At 70.6% G+C, this 14,816-nt stretch carries 11 protein-coding genes, 2 tRNA genes and 2 pseudogenes; 10 read left to right on the top strand and 5 right to left on the bottom strand.

Annotated elements, in window-relative coordinates; genetic code table 11:
- Window positions 1–336 precede the first annotated feature (336 nt).
- From E0504_RS17815 to E0504_RS17795, 5 genes are all read left to right on the top strand, one after another.
- Window positions 337–957, top strand: coding sequence for a SigE family RNA polymerase sigma factor (locus E0504_RS17815; RefSeq protein WP_131625122.1), 621 nt, complete (start codon window positions 337–339; stop codon window positions 955–957).
- Window positions 954–2,117, top strand: coding sequence for a hypothetical protein (locus tag E0504_RS17810; protein ID WP_131625121.1), 1,164 nt, complete (start codon window positions 954–956; stop codon window positions 2,115–2,117). Before E0504_RS17815 ends, E0504_RS17810 begins: the two co-directional genes overlap by 4 nt.
- Before the next feature lie 629 nt (window positions 2,118–2,746).
- Window positions 2,747–3,190, top strand: coding sequence for a VOC family protein (locus tag E0504_RS17805; RefSeq protein ID WP_112108720.1), 444 nt, complete (start codon window positions 2,747–2,749; stop codon window positions 3,188–3,190).
- A gap of 453 nt (window positions 3,191–3,643) precedes the next feature.
- Window positions 3,644–4,024 (top strand): type II toxin-antitoxin system death-on-curing family toxin, encoded by a 381-nt coding sequence (locus tag E0504_RS17800; RefSeq protein WP_112108563.1) that lies wholly within the window; start codon window positions 3,644–3,646, stop codon window positions 4,022–4,024.
- 605 nt (window positions 4,025–4,629) lie between these two features.
- The gene (locus E0504_RS17795; protein WP_071066566.1) at window positions 4,630–5,091 is read left to right on the top strand and encodes a pyridoxamine 5'-phosphate oxidase family protein; all 462 of its coding nucleotides are present in this window, start codon (window positions 4,630–4,632) and stop codon (window positions 5,089–5,091) included.
- 89 nt (window positions 5,092–5,180) lie between these two features.
- Here E0504_RS17795 and E0504_RS17790 read toward each other — a convergent pair.
- The 3 genes and pseudogenes from E0504_RS17790 to E0504_RS17780 all read right to left on the bottom strand — a co-directional run.
- Window positions 5,181–5,306, bottom strand: a pseudogene (locus tag E0504_RS17790) (heat-shock protein HtpX); the annotation flags it as partial.
- A 719-nt stretch (window positions 5,307–6,025) separates the two neighbouring features.
- A tRNA-Arg gene (locus tag E0504_RS17785) sits at window positions 6,026–6,098 on the bottom strand.
- 199 nt (window positions 6,099–6,297) lie between these two features.
- Entirely contained in the window at window positions 6,298–6,522 is a 225-nt protein-coding gene (locus E0504_RS17780) for a DUF3039 domain-containing protein (protein ID WP_020463628.1), read from the bottom strand.
- Window positions 6,523–6,853: 331 nt separating this feature from the next.
- On the opposite strand from E0504_RS17780, the gene E0504_RS17775 reads away from it, so the two are divergent.
- Window positions 6,854–7,537, top strand: coding sequence for a metal-dependent transcriptional regulator (locus tag E0504_RS17775; protein ID WP_041254947.1), 684 nt, complete (start codon window positions 6,854–6,856; stop codon window positions 7,535–7,537).
- 316 nt (window positions 7,538–7,853) lie between these two features.
- Here E0504_RS17775 and E0504_RS17770 read toward each other — a convergent pair whose 3' ends face one another.
- On the bottom strand, window positions 7,854–9,095 hold the full coding sequence (locus E0504_RS17770; protein WP_131625120.1) for an NlpC/P60 family protein: 1,242 nt from the start codon (window positions 9,093–9,095) through the stop codon (window positions 7,854–7,856).
- A 470-nt stretch (window positions 9,096–9,565) separates the two neighbouring features.
- Between E0504_RS17770 and E0504_RS17765 the strand changes: the two genes are divergently transcribed.
- The 4 genes from E0504_RS17765 (at window position 9,566) to E0504_RS17750 (ending at window position 14,034) form a co-directional block, all read left to right on the top strand.
- Window positions 9,566–10,849 carry an ammonium transporter gene (locus E0504_RS17765; protein WP_112106904.1) on the top strand — a complete coding sequence of 428 codons (1,284 nt, stop codon included), beginning with the start codon at window positions 9,566–9,568 and terminating at the stop codon, window positions 10,847–10,849.
- Complete coding sequence (locus E0504_RS17760; protein WP_020463624.1) at window positions 10,846–11,184, top strand: P-II family nitrogen regulator; 339 nt, start codon at window positions 10,846–10,848, stop codon at window positions 11,182–11,184. The genes E0504_RS17765 and E0504_RS17760 overlap by 4 nt, the downstream gene beginning before the upstream one ends.
- 165 nt (window positions 11,185–11,349) lie before the next feature.
- Window positions 11,350–13,788: a [protein-PII] uridylyltransferase gene (locus E0504_RS17755; protein WP_112106905.1), complete on the top strand. Its 2,439-nt coding sequence runs from the start codon at window positions 11,350–11,352 to the stop codon at window positions 13,786–13,788.
- A 155-nt stretch (window positions 13,789–13,943) separates the two neighbouring features.
- A tRNA-Ser gene (locus E0504_RS17750) sits at window positions 13,944–14,034 on the top strand.
- 232 nt (window positions 14,035–14,266) lie between these two features.
- On the opposite strand, the pseudogene E0504_RS52130 reads toward E0504_RS17750, so the two are convergent.
- Window positions 14,267–14,347 (bottom strand): annotated as a pseudogene (locus tag E0504_RS52130) (recombinase); the annotation flags it as partial.
- Window positions 14,348–14,816 lie beyond the last annotated feature (469 nt).

Here is a 14,816-nt window from a genome sequence, read left to right as displayed (position 1 = left end):
CGAACGACGGGCCAAAAGTTAGTACGTGCAGGGTGGTAACCCTCGAACCACCGTGGAGGCCGGCACGGATCGCTCAGGATCGGACCAGCCGCCCCACAGGACCGCCTCAACCCGCCCCCGACAGATAGCTCACCGGCGTGACGCACTCATCATCACGCGATCCCCCCGTGACATCCACCGCGCGATGTGGACTCCACCGCCTACGCCGCCCCGGGGCGGGCCCGGCCGACAGGGCCGCCGCGGTCCTCGGCCGCCGGACAGAACCCCATCCAGCCTCATAGCTGGCCGGCCCGCGCGCGTCACATCAGCAGCGGTGACATCGCGAGGAGGCGAGGAGTGGACGCGGATGACGAACGGGTCTTCGAGGAATTCGTGGCCAGAGTGGCCAACCGGCTGCTCTCGAGCGCGATCCTGCTGACCGGCGGCGACCGGGCCGCGGCGGAGGACCTCGTCCAGGGCGGGTTCGAACGGGCCTACCTGCGCTGGGACAAGATCGACGAAGGGCGGCACGAGGCCTATCTCCGACGGGTCATCGTCAACGGTGCGACGAGCCGGTGGCGGCGGCTGCGCGCCCGGGTCGTCGAGGTCCCGTTGCACGACCACGGGCCCTGGTCACACGACGTCGCCGCGGTGGGCGTCGACCTCGCCGACCGGATCACCCAACGCGAGAGCCTCATCCGGGCACTGCACCTCCTGTCACCCCGCCAGCGTGCCGTCGTCGTCCTCCGCTATGTCGAGGACCTGCCCGAGGGCGACGTAGCCGCGGCCCTCGGCTGCTCCATCGGCTCGGTGCGCTCCCACGCCTCCCGCGGCCTGGCCCGGCTGCGCGCCAGCGAACACCTCCGCGCGATCAGCGCACCGGCCGTCGCCGCGGGACCCGACATCCTGACGGACCGCGACCACCGCCAGCGCGCACCGCGGCTGGCTACCACCAGGCCCGAGGGAGACCGGCTATGACCCTCGACGACGCACACCTGCGGACCCAGCTGCGCGCCCTCGCTCACGACGAGCCCACGCCGGCCTTCGGTCCGACCTTTCCCAGCACCATCCGCGCCGGCGCCCGCCGCCGCCGCACCCGAGGCCGGCTCGCCACCGCGCTCGCCGTCGTCCTCGTCGGCGTCGCGATCCCCGTGAGCCTGCTCGCGGTAACGCGCACGGGCCAGCCTGACCACGCGATCGCCGCGGGACCCGCCGGGGCGACACCAACATCGGCCTCGACGCCGACGTCGAGGCCGGCGCAACCGCCGGTGCCCCCTGAGGTGCCCGGAGCGGCCGGACAGCCGCCGATCAAGATCCGTCTGGTGGACACTCCCCGCGCCGTGCCGCTGACCGAGAGCGAGAAGGCGACGCTGATCCGCACCTGTGCTCAGAGCGTGAACATACCAGGTGATACCGGCCGGGTCCTCGGCGCGATCCATGACAAACAGGGCTACGCCGCGATAATCGTGTCCGAGACCGAAATGGCCTACTGCGATATCCCCACCGGTAAGGACGGCGGTCCCGCCGTCGACCGCGTCGAAGGCTCGGAAGGAAATGGAGCACCCTACTATAACGAGTATCTGCTCCCGCCCAACGGTCCGCTGAAGTCGTTCAACTACCAGGGCTCAGGTTGGCTGTACGCCCGGTTCGGTGCTGGGCGGGTCTCGCCGGACGTGGCAATGGTGCTGGCCGTGTTCCCGACCGGAGAGAGTATCGTCGTCCCGATCCTCGATGACGGTGGCTTCCTCGCCCGGTTCAAGGTCGAAGGCGCCAACTTCCCAGCAATAGACCAGCCCCTCGCGTTCTACGCCTTCGACGGCGCGGGAAAACTCCTCGACCGCCTGGACGCCTGGAAAATCCCGAACTATGGGTCCGGGTACCCAACCAGCCAGCGGTTCATCGAAATGAGCCAGGCGTGCATCGACGCGGCCGTCCAGGCGCCGAACTCTCCCGCGGGCGTACCGGCCGACGCGGTGGTCACCTACAGCGGTCTAGCTATCCCCGGCGTGGCGCCTGGCCGCGACGGGATCGTCAAGACCGACGTCGGAAAGGTAAGGATCTCGTGTGTCGGTCCGGTTGACGAGTCCGGTTGGCCGATCCCGTCGAAGCTGACTTTCCGCGGCTCTCAGCCCCTCTGACTGGGCGGACAGGGCGGGCCGACGTCGAGACCGGTGTCCCCGACTTCCGCCCCACGGGGAGGCTCAGGAGGAGAGCCGCCTCTAGATCAACCGAGCCGGTCGGCTCCGGCCGCGTCCGTAAGGTCGGTTCTCGCCGGTTTTCGCCGATCCGGCGACCAAGGCGCTTACACGCAGACCAGCAGCTCAGAGATGGTTTTGCCCGCTTTACAGGGGTGCTTACGCAAGCACCTGTGCCGCTTGCGGCAAGCACCAGCGAACCGGCGGCCCCGACACCGCCTCACTGTAGGGATCGGGGACGGATGGCCACTCGCTGTGATGGTTGGCCAGTAGATGGTCAATGGCCGCGATGGTTGGCCAGTCCTCGGGTGGCGTGGCTCGTATCAGGCGGGCTTTGGCGGTCTGCCGGCGGCAGATCCGCGCAGAGCGCAACAGCCAGGCGAGCCGGTGATGGCTCGCCTGACGTCTCGTGCATGGGCGCGACGGAGATGGTGAGGCCGCCCGGTGGTCTGGCGCGCGGACGCTCCGGGCTCTACCGATGAGTTCCGCCGGCCCGCCCGGTCTACCAGGACGTACCCGTCCCACTACCGACCTGGAGACCCGCCGTGACCACTCCCGCGCACCCCGGCCGCATGCTGTTCGTGAACATCCCCGTAGCGGACCTCCAGCGCAGCAAGGCGTTCTTCGCGAAGCTCGGGTTCAGCTTCAACCCGAACTTCACCGACGAGACCGCCGCCTGCATGCTGGTCGGCGAACAGGCCAGCGTCATGCTGCTCAGCCACAAGAAGTTCGCGGAGTTCGCGAAGCTGCCGATGGCCGATCCCGCCACGCACACGCTGGCGCTCTACTGCTTCAGCGTGTCGTCCCGCGAGGAGGTCGACGCGGTCGCTGAGGCCGCGCTGGCCGCGGGCGGCGTCGAGGCGGATGGCCTGGAGGACTATGGCTTCATGTGCTCACGCAGCTTCTTCGACCTCGACGGCCACGGCTGGCAGGTCATGTGGATGGATCCGGCGGCGGCGCAGAACGGCCCCGAGGAGTTCGCGCCCTCGATGCAGGACGCCGACGCCCCGGCTTGACCTGACACCGGCGCAGGCCTGCTGCCGCGCCCCTCTCCCGAAGCGGCGCGGCAGCAGGTCCTGAACGACGCTGGCCAACCTCGGCCACATCCAGCGTTCTGACGCTGGCCAACAACCGCGATTCGCCAGCTCGGAGTGGCCAGGTAGATCCGATCCCTACACTCACCCGTCACCGTCCGCCAGCTTCCCCAGGCAGAGCCGTCGCCGTTGAACGACAGACGGAATGCTACTAACGCGGCCAATGTGGTTGCTGAGCGTGACAGCAGGTACGGCCTCGGGCCTGCGTAACCGCGCTAACAGTTAGCGGCTCTCCCGCTAACTGTTAGCGCCCCGTTAGCGGCGAATCTGGCCGGTGAACAGGGGAGACGCTTGTTAGCAGGCTAATCCGTGGAACCTCTGAAACCCCGGGATCAGGCGCCTAGGGTACGCCGAGGCGCTCCGACGGCTCGGCGAATGATCTACCTGACGCTTCGTGAACCGCTGTACATCGCTGAGCGGGCCATCGGCTCCGAGCCCGTGGTCAGGGATCACGGGCTGCTCGAATCCGCTCTTGCTCGCCCACGGGCGACGGTGTTCGGGCGTGACGCCTATCCCACGCTCGACGGTAAGGCCGCTGCGCTCCTGCATTCGCTGGCTCGCGACCATGCCCTCATCGACGGGAACAAGAGGCTCGCTCTCGCTGGGCTGATTGCTTTCTACGGCCTCAACGGCCGCCGGCTGACGTTGACCAACGATGAGGCCTACGACCTCGTCATGAATATCGCGTCCGGCCTCTGCGACGCCGTCGAGGACATCACCAAGATCCTCGAAGGGGTGACGCGGACCCGGCGGTGAAGATCGGGGCGTGTCTCGCCGCGTCGGACTCCGTTCGTACCCGAGTCGACGGGGGCCGCACTCGGGACACGCCCTGCGCTGGCCATGGCTGCGAATGGACGCCGTGCCTGCCCCGGGCGCTCCTCGGTCTCGTCGGTCTCGTCCGGAGGACGTTCCGTTCGCCGGACGGTTCTGCCGACTCCTTCCAACTCGTGGCAACGGACGCTATGACCAGTGGCGTGCGGTCTGACCCTCTTCCACCTTCAGGGCTGCATGCGCGCTGAGGCCCACCGGGCGCGGCGTCGTGACCGCGTGCCACGCTCCGGGAGAGGCACTGACTGCGACGGGCCGCGCCTGCGGTCGCGTCAGCTGTAGCGACGTGCAACAGGCCCCGTGACATGCCTGGGCCGCTGAGCCATGATCAGCCGCGCGAGGACGCCCTGTGTGCGACCCGTATGAGACCAACGCCAACGCTGTCGGGGGAGGACCGTATGGCCGCGGCCGACACCGCGACGGTACGGTCTGTGCGCCAGCGTGTGACGTCGAAGAACAGGACGGGGCACGCGGGTGGCCGCCGGCGGCGTGGCCGGCGGATCGGTTTCCGCCTGTCAGGTCGAGGAGTAGCTGTGGACCCGTTGTCGCTGCAGGACCTGATCGACTCCGAGGAGTTCGCACTTGATCACGCCGGCCTCGCCGTGCTGCCGTTCGACGTGTGCATCCGGCTGCTGGGGACGGTGCCGGTGGGCCGGGTGGCCTTCGTGTCGGACGGCGAGGTCGTCCTGCTGACCGTCAACCACGCGATGGACGGCGACAGTGTGGTCTTCCGGTCGGCCGTCGGCTCCAAGCTGTCGGCGGCGGTGAACCATGACTCGGTCTCCTTCCATGCCGACTGGTTCGACCCGGAGACCAGAGCGGGGTGGAGCGTCCTGGTCACCGGTGCGGCCGGGGCCGTCGTCGAGGGTGCCCAGACCGCGGCACTGGAGCGCCTGGGCCTGGAGCCCTGGGCGGACGTCGTCGAGCGGCCGTACTGGATCCGGATCGTCCCGCGGTCGGTGACCGGGCGGGCGGTCGTGCGTTCGGAAAGCTGACCTTCGACCCGGCCGCACTGGCGAGCCGGCCGCGGGCCTCGAACGACTGCGAGCATCAGGGAGTCGCCGGCGCGGTGTCGGACGAGTGATCAGTCGTCGGCGATCAGGAGTTCGCCGAGGAGCTTCTCGACGGGTGCGCGGATGGCGTCGCGGATCAGGCGGACGGCGTCGATGACCTGCCCGGCGGAGTTGTCGAGTTTCCAGTCCTGGTAGCGGATAGCCGCAGACGACGACCGGCATAAGGCCCTGTCGGCCGCGGCTGTGGGGCGGCCGGACTCGGCGTGGCGAACACCCACCCCTGGACGCGGCGCGACTCGACATCACGTCGCCGCCGCTGTGAGGCTGGGCGGAGGCCGTCCATATCCTGTTGAGAACGGCGGCCACGGCGACGGCTCCCCTGGCGTTCGGTCTGTTGGCTGACGCGCTGTCCGGTCCCGGAGGACGGTGACGCACCGTGGATGATCTCGACGTGCCGTGCACGTCGCGACACCATCCTGGTCAGGCCCGCTCGGCCCTCCGTGTCGATCACGCTGAGCCGCCCCTGGGCTCGAAGATGAGCAGCCCGATCGTGCGTAGGCCGGCCGCCCTGTCGGTGCAGGGCGGCCTGGACGTCGGCGACGGTCAGCTGCCAGTGGCGGATCTCGTCGGGGCGGATCCTCCCGCTCGCGGCACACGGCCACCGCGTCGGCCGCCGCCTCGACAGCGCGTGGGACGACCACGCCGATCGGGACCTGACGGAGGTTCGACGCGCCGGTCGAGTACGTGCCGCGGGTGCCCGCGTCGAACCGGCGCTCCATCTCTGCACAGCACGGTCGGGTCGACCGCCCCGCGCGGCATGTGGAAGGTCACGCTATGGAGGTTCGCATTGGTGCTGGTCGCCGCGATGCCCGATCTGGCCAAATGCCCAGATCACACCGATGGTCGCGGTGACCAGTGCCCCTGGCAGGAATCGAACCTGCGACCTACCGCTTAGGAGGCGGTCGCTCTATCCACTGAGCTACAGGGGCGCTGCGGGGCGATCCCGCACCTGGCCGGTCGGATGCCTGGCGATGGCTCCATGATCGACCGGGCGGGATCACTCAACGCCTCGCAAGCCTACGCATCCAGACACCGGTGTGGGAAGGCGACTCCACCCGGGCCCGCGCACACGCGCGAACCCGGACGGCCGGCGCGTGGATCCCGACGGCCGGTACGGGGCACGGGTGCTCAGCCGAGCTGCTCGGCCATCTCCACGAGCTCCTTGCAGCGGGGGCAGACCGGGAAACGCTTGGGGTCGCGCACCGGTTCGAACTTGTACCCGCACAGCGCCGTCACGCGGCCGCCTTCGATGGAGGCACGGACGATCTCCTCCCTGCGCGCGTAGTGAGAGAGATCATCCCCCTCGTCCGAGCGGGTGTCAGAGGTCTCCGGCGCGATCTGAGTCGTGCTCATACTCTCGAGTGTAGGTACTCGCCGCAGCCGAGCCGCCGGACTGGTGTCCCTGACCGCGGGCCGGCCGTGAGCCGTCCGCGGCGCGGCTGGTGCGGACGTTCACCCTGGCCTAGGCGGGCAACGCCGCGGGCTCGCGCCACGCAGTTCGTCGAGTGAGCGGTAGCCGCGACAAGTTGTACTTGCATCGATACTCTGAGTAGGAGCCAGTCTGGCCAGCGACACGGTGACGGAACGGGCACGGACATACCACACTCCGCCATCAGGACGCAGAGGAATGCGGCTCCTCCTGCCAGGCGTTGCGGCGTACTCTGGTTGCGGACGAAGGAGACCGGTGACTGGACTGATCGACAGTACCGAGATGTACCTCCGGACCCTGTATGAACTACGGGAGGAGGGCATCACCCCGCTGCGCGCGCGCCTGGTCGAGCGCCTTCACGTGAGCGCGCCGGCCGCGAGTGAGTCGACCGCGCGCCTCGCGAACGAGGGCCTCGTCGCGCTCGCCGACGACCGGACCGTGCAGTTCACGGAGAAGGGCCTGGTCAGAGCGACGGCGGTCATGCGGAAGCACCGCTTGGCCGAGTTGCTCCTCACCAAGGTCATTGGCCTGGACTGGGCGCTGGTCCACAACGAGGCCTGCCGCTGGGAGCATGTGATCTCGGACGAGGTCGAGGCCCGGCTGACAGTCCTGCTCGGTGACCCGAAGCGGTGCCCGTTCGGGAACGAGATCCCGGCGCAGCTCGAGACGGCGCAGCCGCCTGGTGTGGCACCGGTGAGCCTGCTCACGTCGGCTGAGCGAAGCAACACCGGGACCAAGTCGGTGACGGTGGCCTGGATCTCGGAGCGCCTCCAGACCGACGAGGAGGCGATGCGCGTCCTGCGGGACGCCGCGATCGTGCCCGGGGCACAGCTCTACCTGAACGCGCGCGGCGACAGGGTGTACATCGCCAAGCCGGACGGCGACAGCGAGGCCGAGATCGACCGCAGCACAGCGGCGCTCGTCTACGTCAATCACTGATCCGGGAAACGACAGCACACACGGCATACAGCACACACGGCGCACAGGGCACGCAGCACCTGTACAGAGCCACAGCACGCAAGCATCTGTACGGATGCGGATCTGACTGTCGGGCCGGGCATAGACGCCCGGCCCTTCGTCTGTCCGAGCGCCACCCGGTGGGCGGGGCAGCTACCCGCCCACCGGCCAACCCCGCCTCGTGCGCGACCCGCACAGCTCGCTCCATCGATTGGGGGGGAGCTACACGGGTCACGCACAAGCCGGGCCGGGGGCGGGGACGGGGCCGGAGCGTCGTCGGGCACCGCGTCCGGGCGCGTCAGGCGCCCGGGCGGACACCGCCCTGGAACGTCGACCACCACACGTTCTCGATCCGTACGACCTCGCCGGTACGCGGCGCGTGGATCATCTGGCCGTTCCCGATGTAGATGCCGACGTGGTAGAGGTCAGCACCGAAGAAGACCAGGTCGCCGGGGATCAGCTCGTCGCGGGTGACCCGCCGGCCAGCCGTCCACTGGTCGCCTGTGTAGTGCGGGATGCTGACGCCGGCCTTTCCCCAGACCCACTGGGTGAGTCCGGAGCAGTCGAAGCTGTCCGGGCCCTCGGCACCCCAGACGTACGGCTTGCCGAGCTGGGCGCGCGCCTCCTGGACGGCGCGGGCCGCGCCGCCGCTGCCGCCGGTCGGGGGTGGCGCGGCCGGCAGGGCGGGTGCCGCGGCGAAGGCGTTGCCGGCCGTCGTGACGAGACCGGCCTCCCGGGTGAGCCGGTCACGTTCCAGGGCGGCCTGGCGGGCCGTCTCGGCGGCGGCCGCGGCCTCGGCGGCCTTGCGGGCCCGCAGCGCGGCGGCCTCGCGTTCCCGGGCCTGGCGTTCCAGCTCCGCCTGCCGGGCGATCAGGCCGTCCAGCAGCCTGCCCTGCTCGCCGGCTGACTCCTCCAGCCCGCGCCGGCGCTCGGCCAGTGAGTCGACGAGCCGTTGCCGGCCGGCGCGGGTCTCGTCGGCGGCCTGCTTCGCCTCGGTCTGGTCGTGGCGGGCCAGCCGCAGGTCGGATTCGGCGGCCCGCTGCCGCCGGGACAGCGCGTCGACGGCGCCGGCGCGGTCGAGCGCGGTGCGGGGATCGCCGGTGAGCAGGATGGAGAGCTGTTCCAGCCCGCCGGAGCGGTAGGCCGACGTCGCCAGGCCGCGGTGCCGGTCGGAAGCGTGCCGGACGGCGACGTCCGCCGTTCGCAGCTGCTGGGCGGCCGTGGCCGCGGCGCGCTCCGCCTCGGCGAGACGGATGCGTTCGGCGTTGTACTGCTCGGCGGCCACGGACATCTTGTGGTTGAGGTCGTCGAGATGGGCCCGGGTCGCGGTGATCTGGGCGGCGATGCTTCCGAGGTCCTCGGCGTGGCCGACCTGTGGCCCTCCGCCGGAGCCGCCGGGGGTGTCGCTGTGGGTGTCGCCGCCGCGGGTGGGCGCGTTCGGCTCCGCGCGGGCCATGCCCGCCCCGATGCCACCGCCCGCGCCGGTCAGCGACGGCCCGGCGGCGAGAACGCCGAGCAGGGTGATGAGGACCGGGCGCATGCCCCGTCCGTCAATGGTCCGGCGCGTTGCCGACCGGTGGGAACCTTTGTCTGTTTCGAGTGCTGGCGTACTTACATTGGCGTTACCTGGCGGGTCCCCGTACGGGGACGAAACGGGCGGAGATACACCCGATCGGGGGATAGTGCAGGCCTCGTGGGACGGGCTACCGGCGCTATGGCAGCCCTCCGTCGGAACACTGGTCACGACGCCGCACCGTAACTGTATGCAGTTGTACAGTCACGGAAGCACGCCGAACGACACGGAGAGTCCCGTAACATCCACGCTGAGTCCAAGCTCGAGGAGCATGGGTCGCCCAATTAATCGATTTCACATGTCAGAAACAGGAAAGACACTAGATCGGAACAGATCTTATCGACTCTTCGGCCGAAGGACCGGGACGAGCGCAGCGTGGCCGGGGACCGGGGTAGCGCAGTCCGCGCGGTGCGCGCGGGGGGAATGACAGGAGAGACATGGACGAATTGAGCTCGGGCGATACCGCGTGGGTGCTCGTCAGCGCCGCACTTGTGCTCTTCATGACGCCCGGCCTGGCCTTCTTCTACGGCGGTATGGTCCGCGCGAAGAATGTGCTCGGCATGCTCATGCAGAACTTCTTCTGCATGGGGATGATCACACTGGTGTGGTCGGTCGTCGGTTTCAGTATCGCCTTCGGCGAGGGTAACGGATTCTGGGGCGGTTTCGACTTCTTCGCCCTCCAGGATCTCACTGCGGGTGACGGGGCGATCCCATACGTCGCCTTCGTCGCCTTCCAGATGATGTTCGCGGTCATCACGCCCGCCCTGATCACCGGTTCCACCGCGGACCGGATGAAGTTCAGCTCCTTCGCGATCTTCGTCACGCTGTGGTCGGTCCTGGTCTACTCGCCCATCGCGCACTGGGTGTGGGCGAGCAGCGGCTGGCTGTTCAAGCGCGGCGCGCTCGACTTCGCGGGCGGCACCGTCGTCCACGCGAACGCCGGTATCGCCGCGATCGTGCTGGCGCTGTTCCTCGGCAAGCGGCGCGGCTGGCCTACCGGCGACTTCCGCCCGCACAACGTGCCGTTCGTGCTGCTGGGCACCGGCATCCTGTGGGTGGGCTGGTTCGGGTTCAACGCCGGCTCGGCGCTGGGCGCGAACAAGGTCGCCGCGATCGCGCTGCTCAACACGCAGATCGGTGCGGCCACGGCCATCCTCGGCTGGATCGCGATCGAGCGGCTGCGGGACGGCAAGGCCACCACGCTCGGCGCCGCGTCGGGTGCCGTCGCGGGTCTGGTCGCGATCACCCCGGCCTGTGGGTTCGTCTCGCCGATGGGCTCGATCGCCATCGGCCTGCTGGCGGGTGCGATCTGCGCGCTGGCGACGTCCATCAAGGGCAAGGTCGGCATCGACGACTCGCTCGACGTCGGCGCCGTCCACCTGGTCGGGGGTGTCCTCGGTGCGCTGCTGACCGGCTTCTTCGCCACCCTCGACACCAACGAGATCGGCAAGGACGGTGTGTTCTACGGCGGTCCGTGGAGCGTCGTGGGCGAGCAGGCGCTGGCCATCGGCGCGACGCTGGGCTACTCGGCGGTCGTGACCACCCTGATCGCCCTCGCGCTCAAGTACACGATCGGGCTGAAGGTCTCGGACGAGGACGAGGAGATCGGCCTCGACGAGGCGCTGCACGGTGAGACGGCCTACCGGCTGACGTCCATCGGCGGCAGCGGGTTCACCTCCGCCGTCACCGCGACCAAGGTGCCTGAGGAGGCCAAGGCATGAAGCTCGTGACGGCAGTCATCAAGCCGTTCAAGGTGGATGACGTCAAGACCGCCCTCGAGGGCATCGGCGTCCACGGGCTGACGATCTCCGAGGTACAGGGCTACGGGCGGCAGAAGGGCCACACCGAGGTCTACCGCGGGGCCGAGTACAAGGTCGACTTCGTCCCCAAGATCAAGATCGAGGTGGTGGTGGACGACGAGGCCGTCGACGAGCTCGTCACCGCGATCACGACGTCCGCGCAGACCGGCAAGATCGGCGACGGAAAAGTGTGGGTTGTCCCGGTCGACGCTGTCGTCCGTGTACGGACGGGTGAGCGGGGCTCCGACGCCCTGTAAGCCCGGGAAGAACATTCGGGGGCGCGCCTGTTACGGCGCGCCCCCTTTCTTTTCGGCACTGTGACGCCGCGGCGAACATCTTGCCGTGGAACCGTGAACATCGGGCGAGAAACCGCGACAGACTGCGGGTGCGGGGGATAGGACCCAGTACGACGGGGGTGGCGGGTGAACGACAGGCTCCAGGCCCTGCGGGGCCGGGTGGACGCTTTTCCCGGTGTGACCGGGCCCGCGTTGCGGGAGGCACTGGTCGAGCGCGCCGACGCGGCCCTCGGGGAGCTGTTCGGGGAACCAGGGCCCGGAGTCGCGCTGCTCGCGGTCGGTGGCTACGGGCGAAGTGAGCCCGCCTTCGGCAGCGACCTGGACCTTGTGCTCGTCCACGACGGCCGCCGAGGCGACATCTCCGCCGTCGCCGACGCGATCTGGTACCCGCTGTGGGACGCCGGAGTCGGCCTGGACCACAGCGTCCGCACCGTGGACGAAGCCGTCTCCGTCGCCGACTCCGACCTCAAGGCGGCGCTCGGCCTGCTCGACGCCCGCGTGATCCGTGGTGACGGCGGCCTCGCGGGCACGCTGCTGGAACGGGTCCGGACCCGGTGGCGGGAACGCGCACCGCGCCGCCTGCCCGAGCTCGCCGAGGCGGTCGCGGAGCGCGCGCGCCGGATGGGCGAGCTCGCCTTCCTGCTCGAGCCCGACCTCAAGGAGGCCCGGGGCGGCATGCGGGACGTCCACGCGCTGCACGCCCTCGCCGCGGCCTGGGTCGCCGAGGCGCCGCCGGAGCGCGTCCAGGCCGCCTACCAGGTGCTGCTCGACGCCCGCGGCGAGGTGCGCCGGCTCAGCCACGGCCGCGCGCAGGACCGCCTGCTCCTGCAGGACGGCACGGCGGTGGCCGCGGCACTGGGCTACCCCGACTCCGTCACGCTGTCCCGGGCCATCTCGGACGCCGGCCGCACGATCTCCTGGACGTGGGACACGACCTGGTACCGGGTGGCCGCCGCGCAACGCTCGAAGATCCGTTCCCGGCTGCGCCGGCCGGTCCGACGGCCCCTCGACGAGGGCGTCGTCGAACAGGACGGGGAGATCCAGCTGGCCCGCGACGCCGAACCCGCCACCGACCCCGGGCTGGTGCTCCGGGCGGCCGCGGCCGCGGCACGCGCCGGCGTCCCGTTCGGGCGCTACGCCATCGACCGGCTCGGCCGCGAGGCGCCGGCGATGCCCGAGCCGTGGCCCGAGGCCGCCCGGGACGACCTGGTCAGCCTGCTGGCGACCGGGGACGCCGCGGTGCGGGTGCTGGAGTCCCTCGACCAGGTCGGGCTGCTCGTGCGGCTGATCCCCGAGTGGGCGGCCGTGCGCAGCAAGCCGCAGCGCAACCCCTACCACCGCTACACCGTCGACCGGCACCTGATCGAGGCCGCCGCCCGCGTCGCCGCCCACACCAGGGACGTCGACCGGCCCGACCTGCTGCTGCTCGGCGCGTTGCTGCACGACATCGGCAAGGGGTACCCGGGAGACCACACTGACGCCGGCATCGTCATCGTCCAGACGTTGGCGCCCCGGCTGGGCCTGCCGCCCGAGGACACCGAGGTGCTGGTCGAGATGGTCCGCCATCACCTGCTGCTGACCGAGGCGGCGACCCGGCGGGACATCGACGACGTCGCCACCATCGAGTCGGTGGCGGCCGCAGCTGGCAGCGTGCGCGTACTCACCCTGCTGCACCGGCTTACCGAAGCCGACGCGAAGGCCACCGGCCCGACCGCGTGGAACGCCTGGAAAGCCCGGCTCGTCACCGACCTCGTCGACCGGGCCACCGCCGTGCTCGACGGCAAGGCACCGCCGTGCCCGCCCGCGCTCACCGAACGGCAGACCGCCCTGCTCGCGCTGCCCGACGACCTCACCGTGCAGGTCAACCCGCTCCCCGACGAGGGCATGTTCGAGATCGTGGTCGTCACCGCCGACCGGGTGGGCCTGCTCGCGACCACCGCCGGCGTCCTCGCGCTCAACCGGCTGGACGTCCGCCGCGCCTCCGCGCGGGGCGCCGGCGGCCGCTCGCTGCTACAGGCCGCCGTCGCGTCCGCGCACGGGCACCGCCCGGACCCGAAGCGGCTGCGCGACGACCTGCGCGCGGCCCTGGCGGGCACCCTCGACGTCACCGCCCGCCTGGCCGGCCGGGAACAGGACTACGCCACCACCCGTCGGTGGAACACGCCGGGGGCACCTCAGGTGATTTTCGACGACTCCGGCTCGACGACGGTCATCGAGGTGCGCGCCCCCGACCGTGCCGGGGTGCTGCACCGGATCACCGGCGCGCTGGCCGAGGCCGGTCTGGACGTCCGCACCGCGATCGTCGCGACCCTCGGCCTGGACGTCGTCGACGCCTTCTACGTCGAGGACTCGTCGGCCCCGGTCACAGCTGCCTCCACGGCCAGCACGGCCAGCTCTTCGGCCACCATCTCCACGTCGGCCACCTCTGCGTCTGTCGAGTCTGTGGCCGCGGCGTCCGCCGCCTCCGTGACCGGCCTCGCCATCCCGCGACTTCTGGGTAGCGCGCGGCGGGCCGAGGTGGCGACCGCCGTCATGGCCGCGCTCGACACAGGGGAGCCCGGCTAACCCCCCGCGGGGACGACCGGGGCTGGCCCGCCAGACGGCCTCGGTCGCCCGGCTCGCGCCCCGCTCGCGCCCGGCGAGCGACATGTCCCGTCAAACGCCGGGAGGGGCGGGGTCTGGTTCGCCGCGCGGGACGCTATGCTTGGGACGCACACTCAGGAGGCTTCGCCTAGTCCGGTCTATGGCGCCGCACTGCTAATGCGGTTGGGGGCTTATACCCCCTCCGGGGTTCAAATCCCCGAGCCTCCGCCCCCCGCGGTCGGGCCCGTCCAGCACGGACGGGCCTCTGACCAGGTACTTCTTTTCCGCTCTCTGAAATCCCCGAGCTCTCACCATCGCTGGTGAGGACATGGTGCGGACGTCGCGCTGGACGGGGGATCGTCGCGGCCACCGTCTCCGCCGCCTGCTGCCCCGCCGAGCGCAGCAGATGGACGTACAGGTTCGCGGTGATCGACGACGACGAGTGACCGAGCCGCTTGGAGACCAGGGCCAGGTCGACCCCGGCCGCAAGCTGGATCGACGCCGACGAGTGCCGCAGGTCGTGCAGCCGCCGCGGGGACAATGCGGGGACAACAGGTCCCGGCCGAGCTCGGCCCCGACCTCTTTAGCCCGGCCCGGCGGCAAGCTGCCCGCCCCGGGTTTACCCGGCTAGAGGTAGGGCAGGGGGCGAGCTGGGTGCTGCCTGGCCACTCCCGGAGTTGGCGACTGTGCGGCCGGGAGCGCCCGCCTCGACCGCCGGCCCCGCTGCCCCACCCCGGGACCGGCGGCCTAGCGCGGGAAGCGGCGTGGCGGCGTGGCGGGTGGTCGGCGGCGGGCGGGGCGACGGTCCACGCTGGGACTCCGCCGCCCCAACCGCACGAGCGCCTGCTGCTCGGCGCCCTCGACACCGAAAGACCGAAAGCCCTGGCCTCGCCGCCCTGCTCGGTGACTCTGCTCGGTGACTCGGTGAGTTGGGCCTGCGGGTCCCCCGCTGCGCGCCCGAGTGGCGTCGGTCCTGAAGGCCGCCCCAGCTAGTGCGCTGGCCACGAATG

This window comes from Parafrankia sp. BMG5.11, from assembly GCF_004337455.1.
This window is presented reverse-complemented; position numbering and strand designations above follow the sequence as displayed.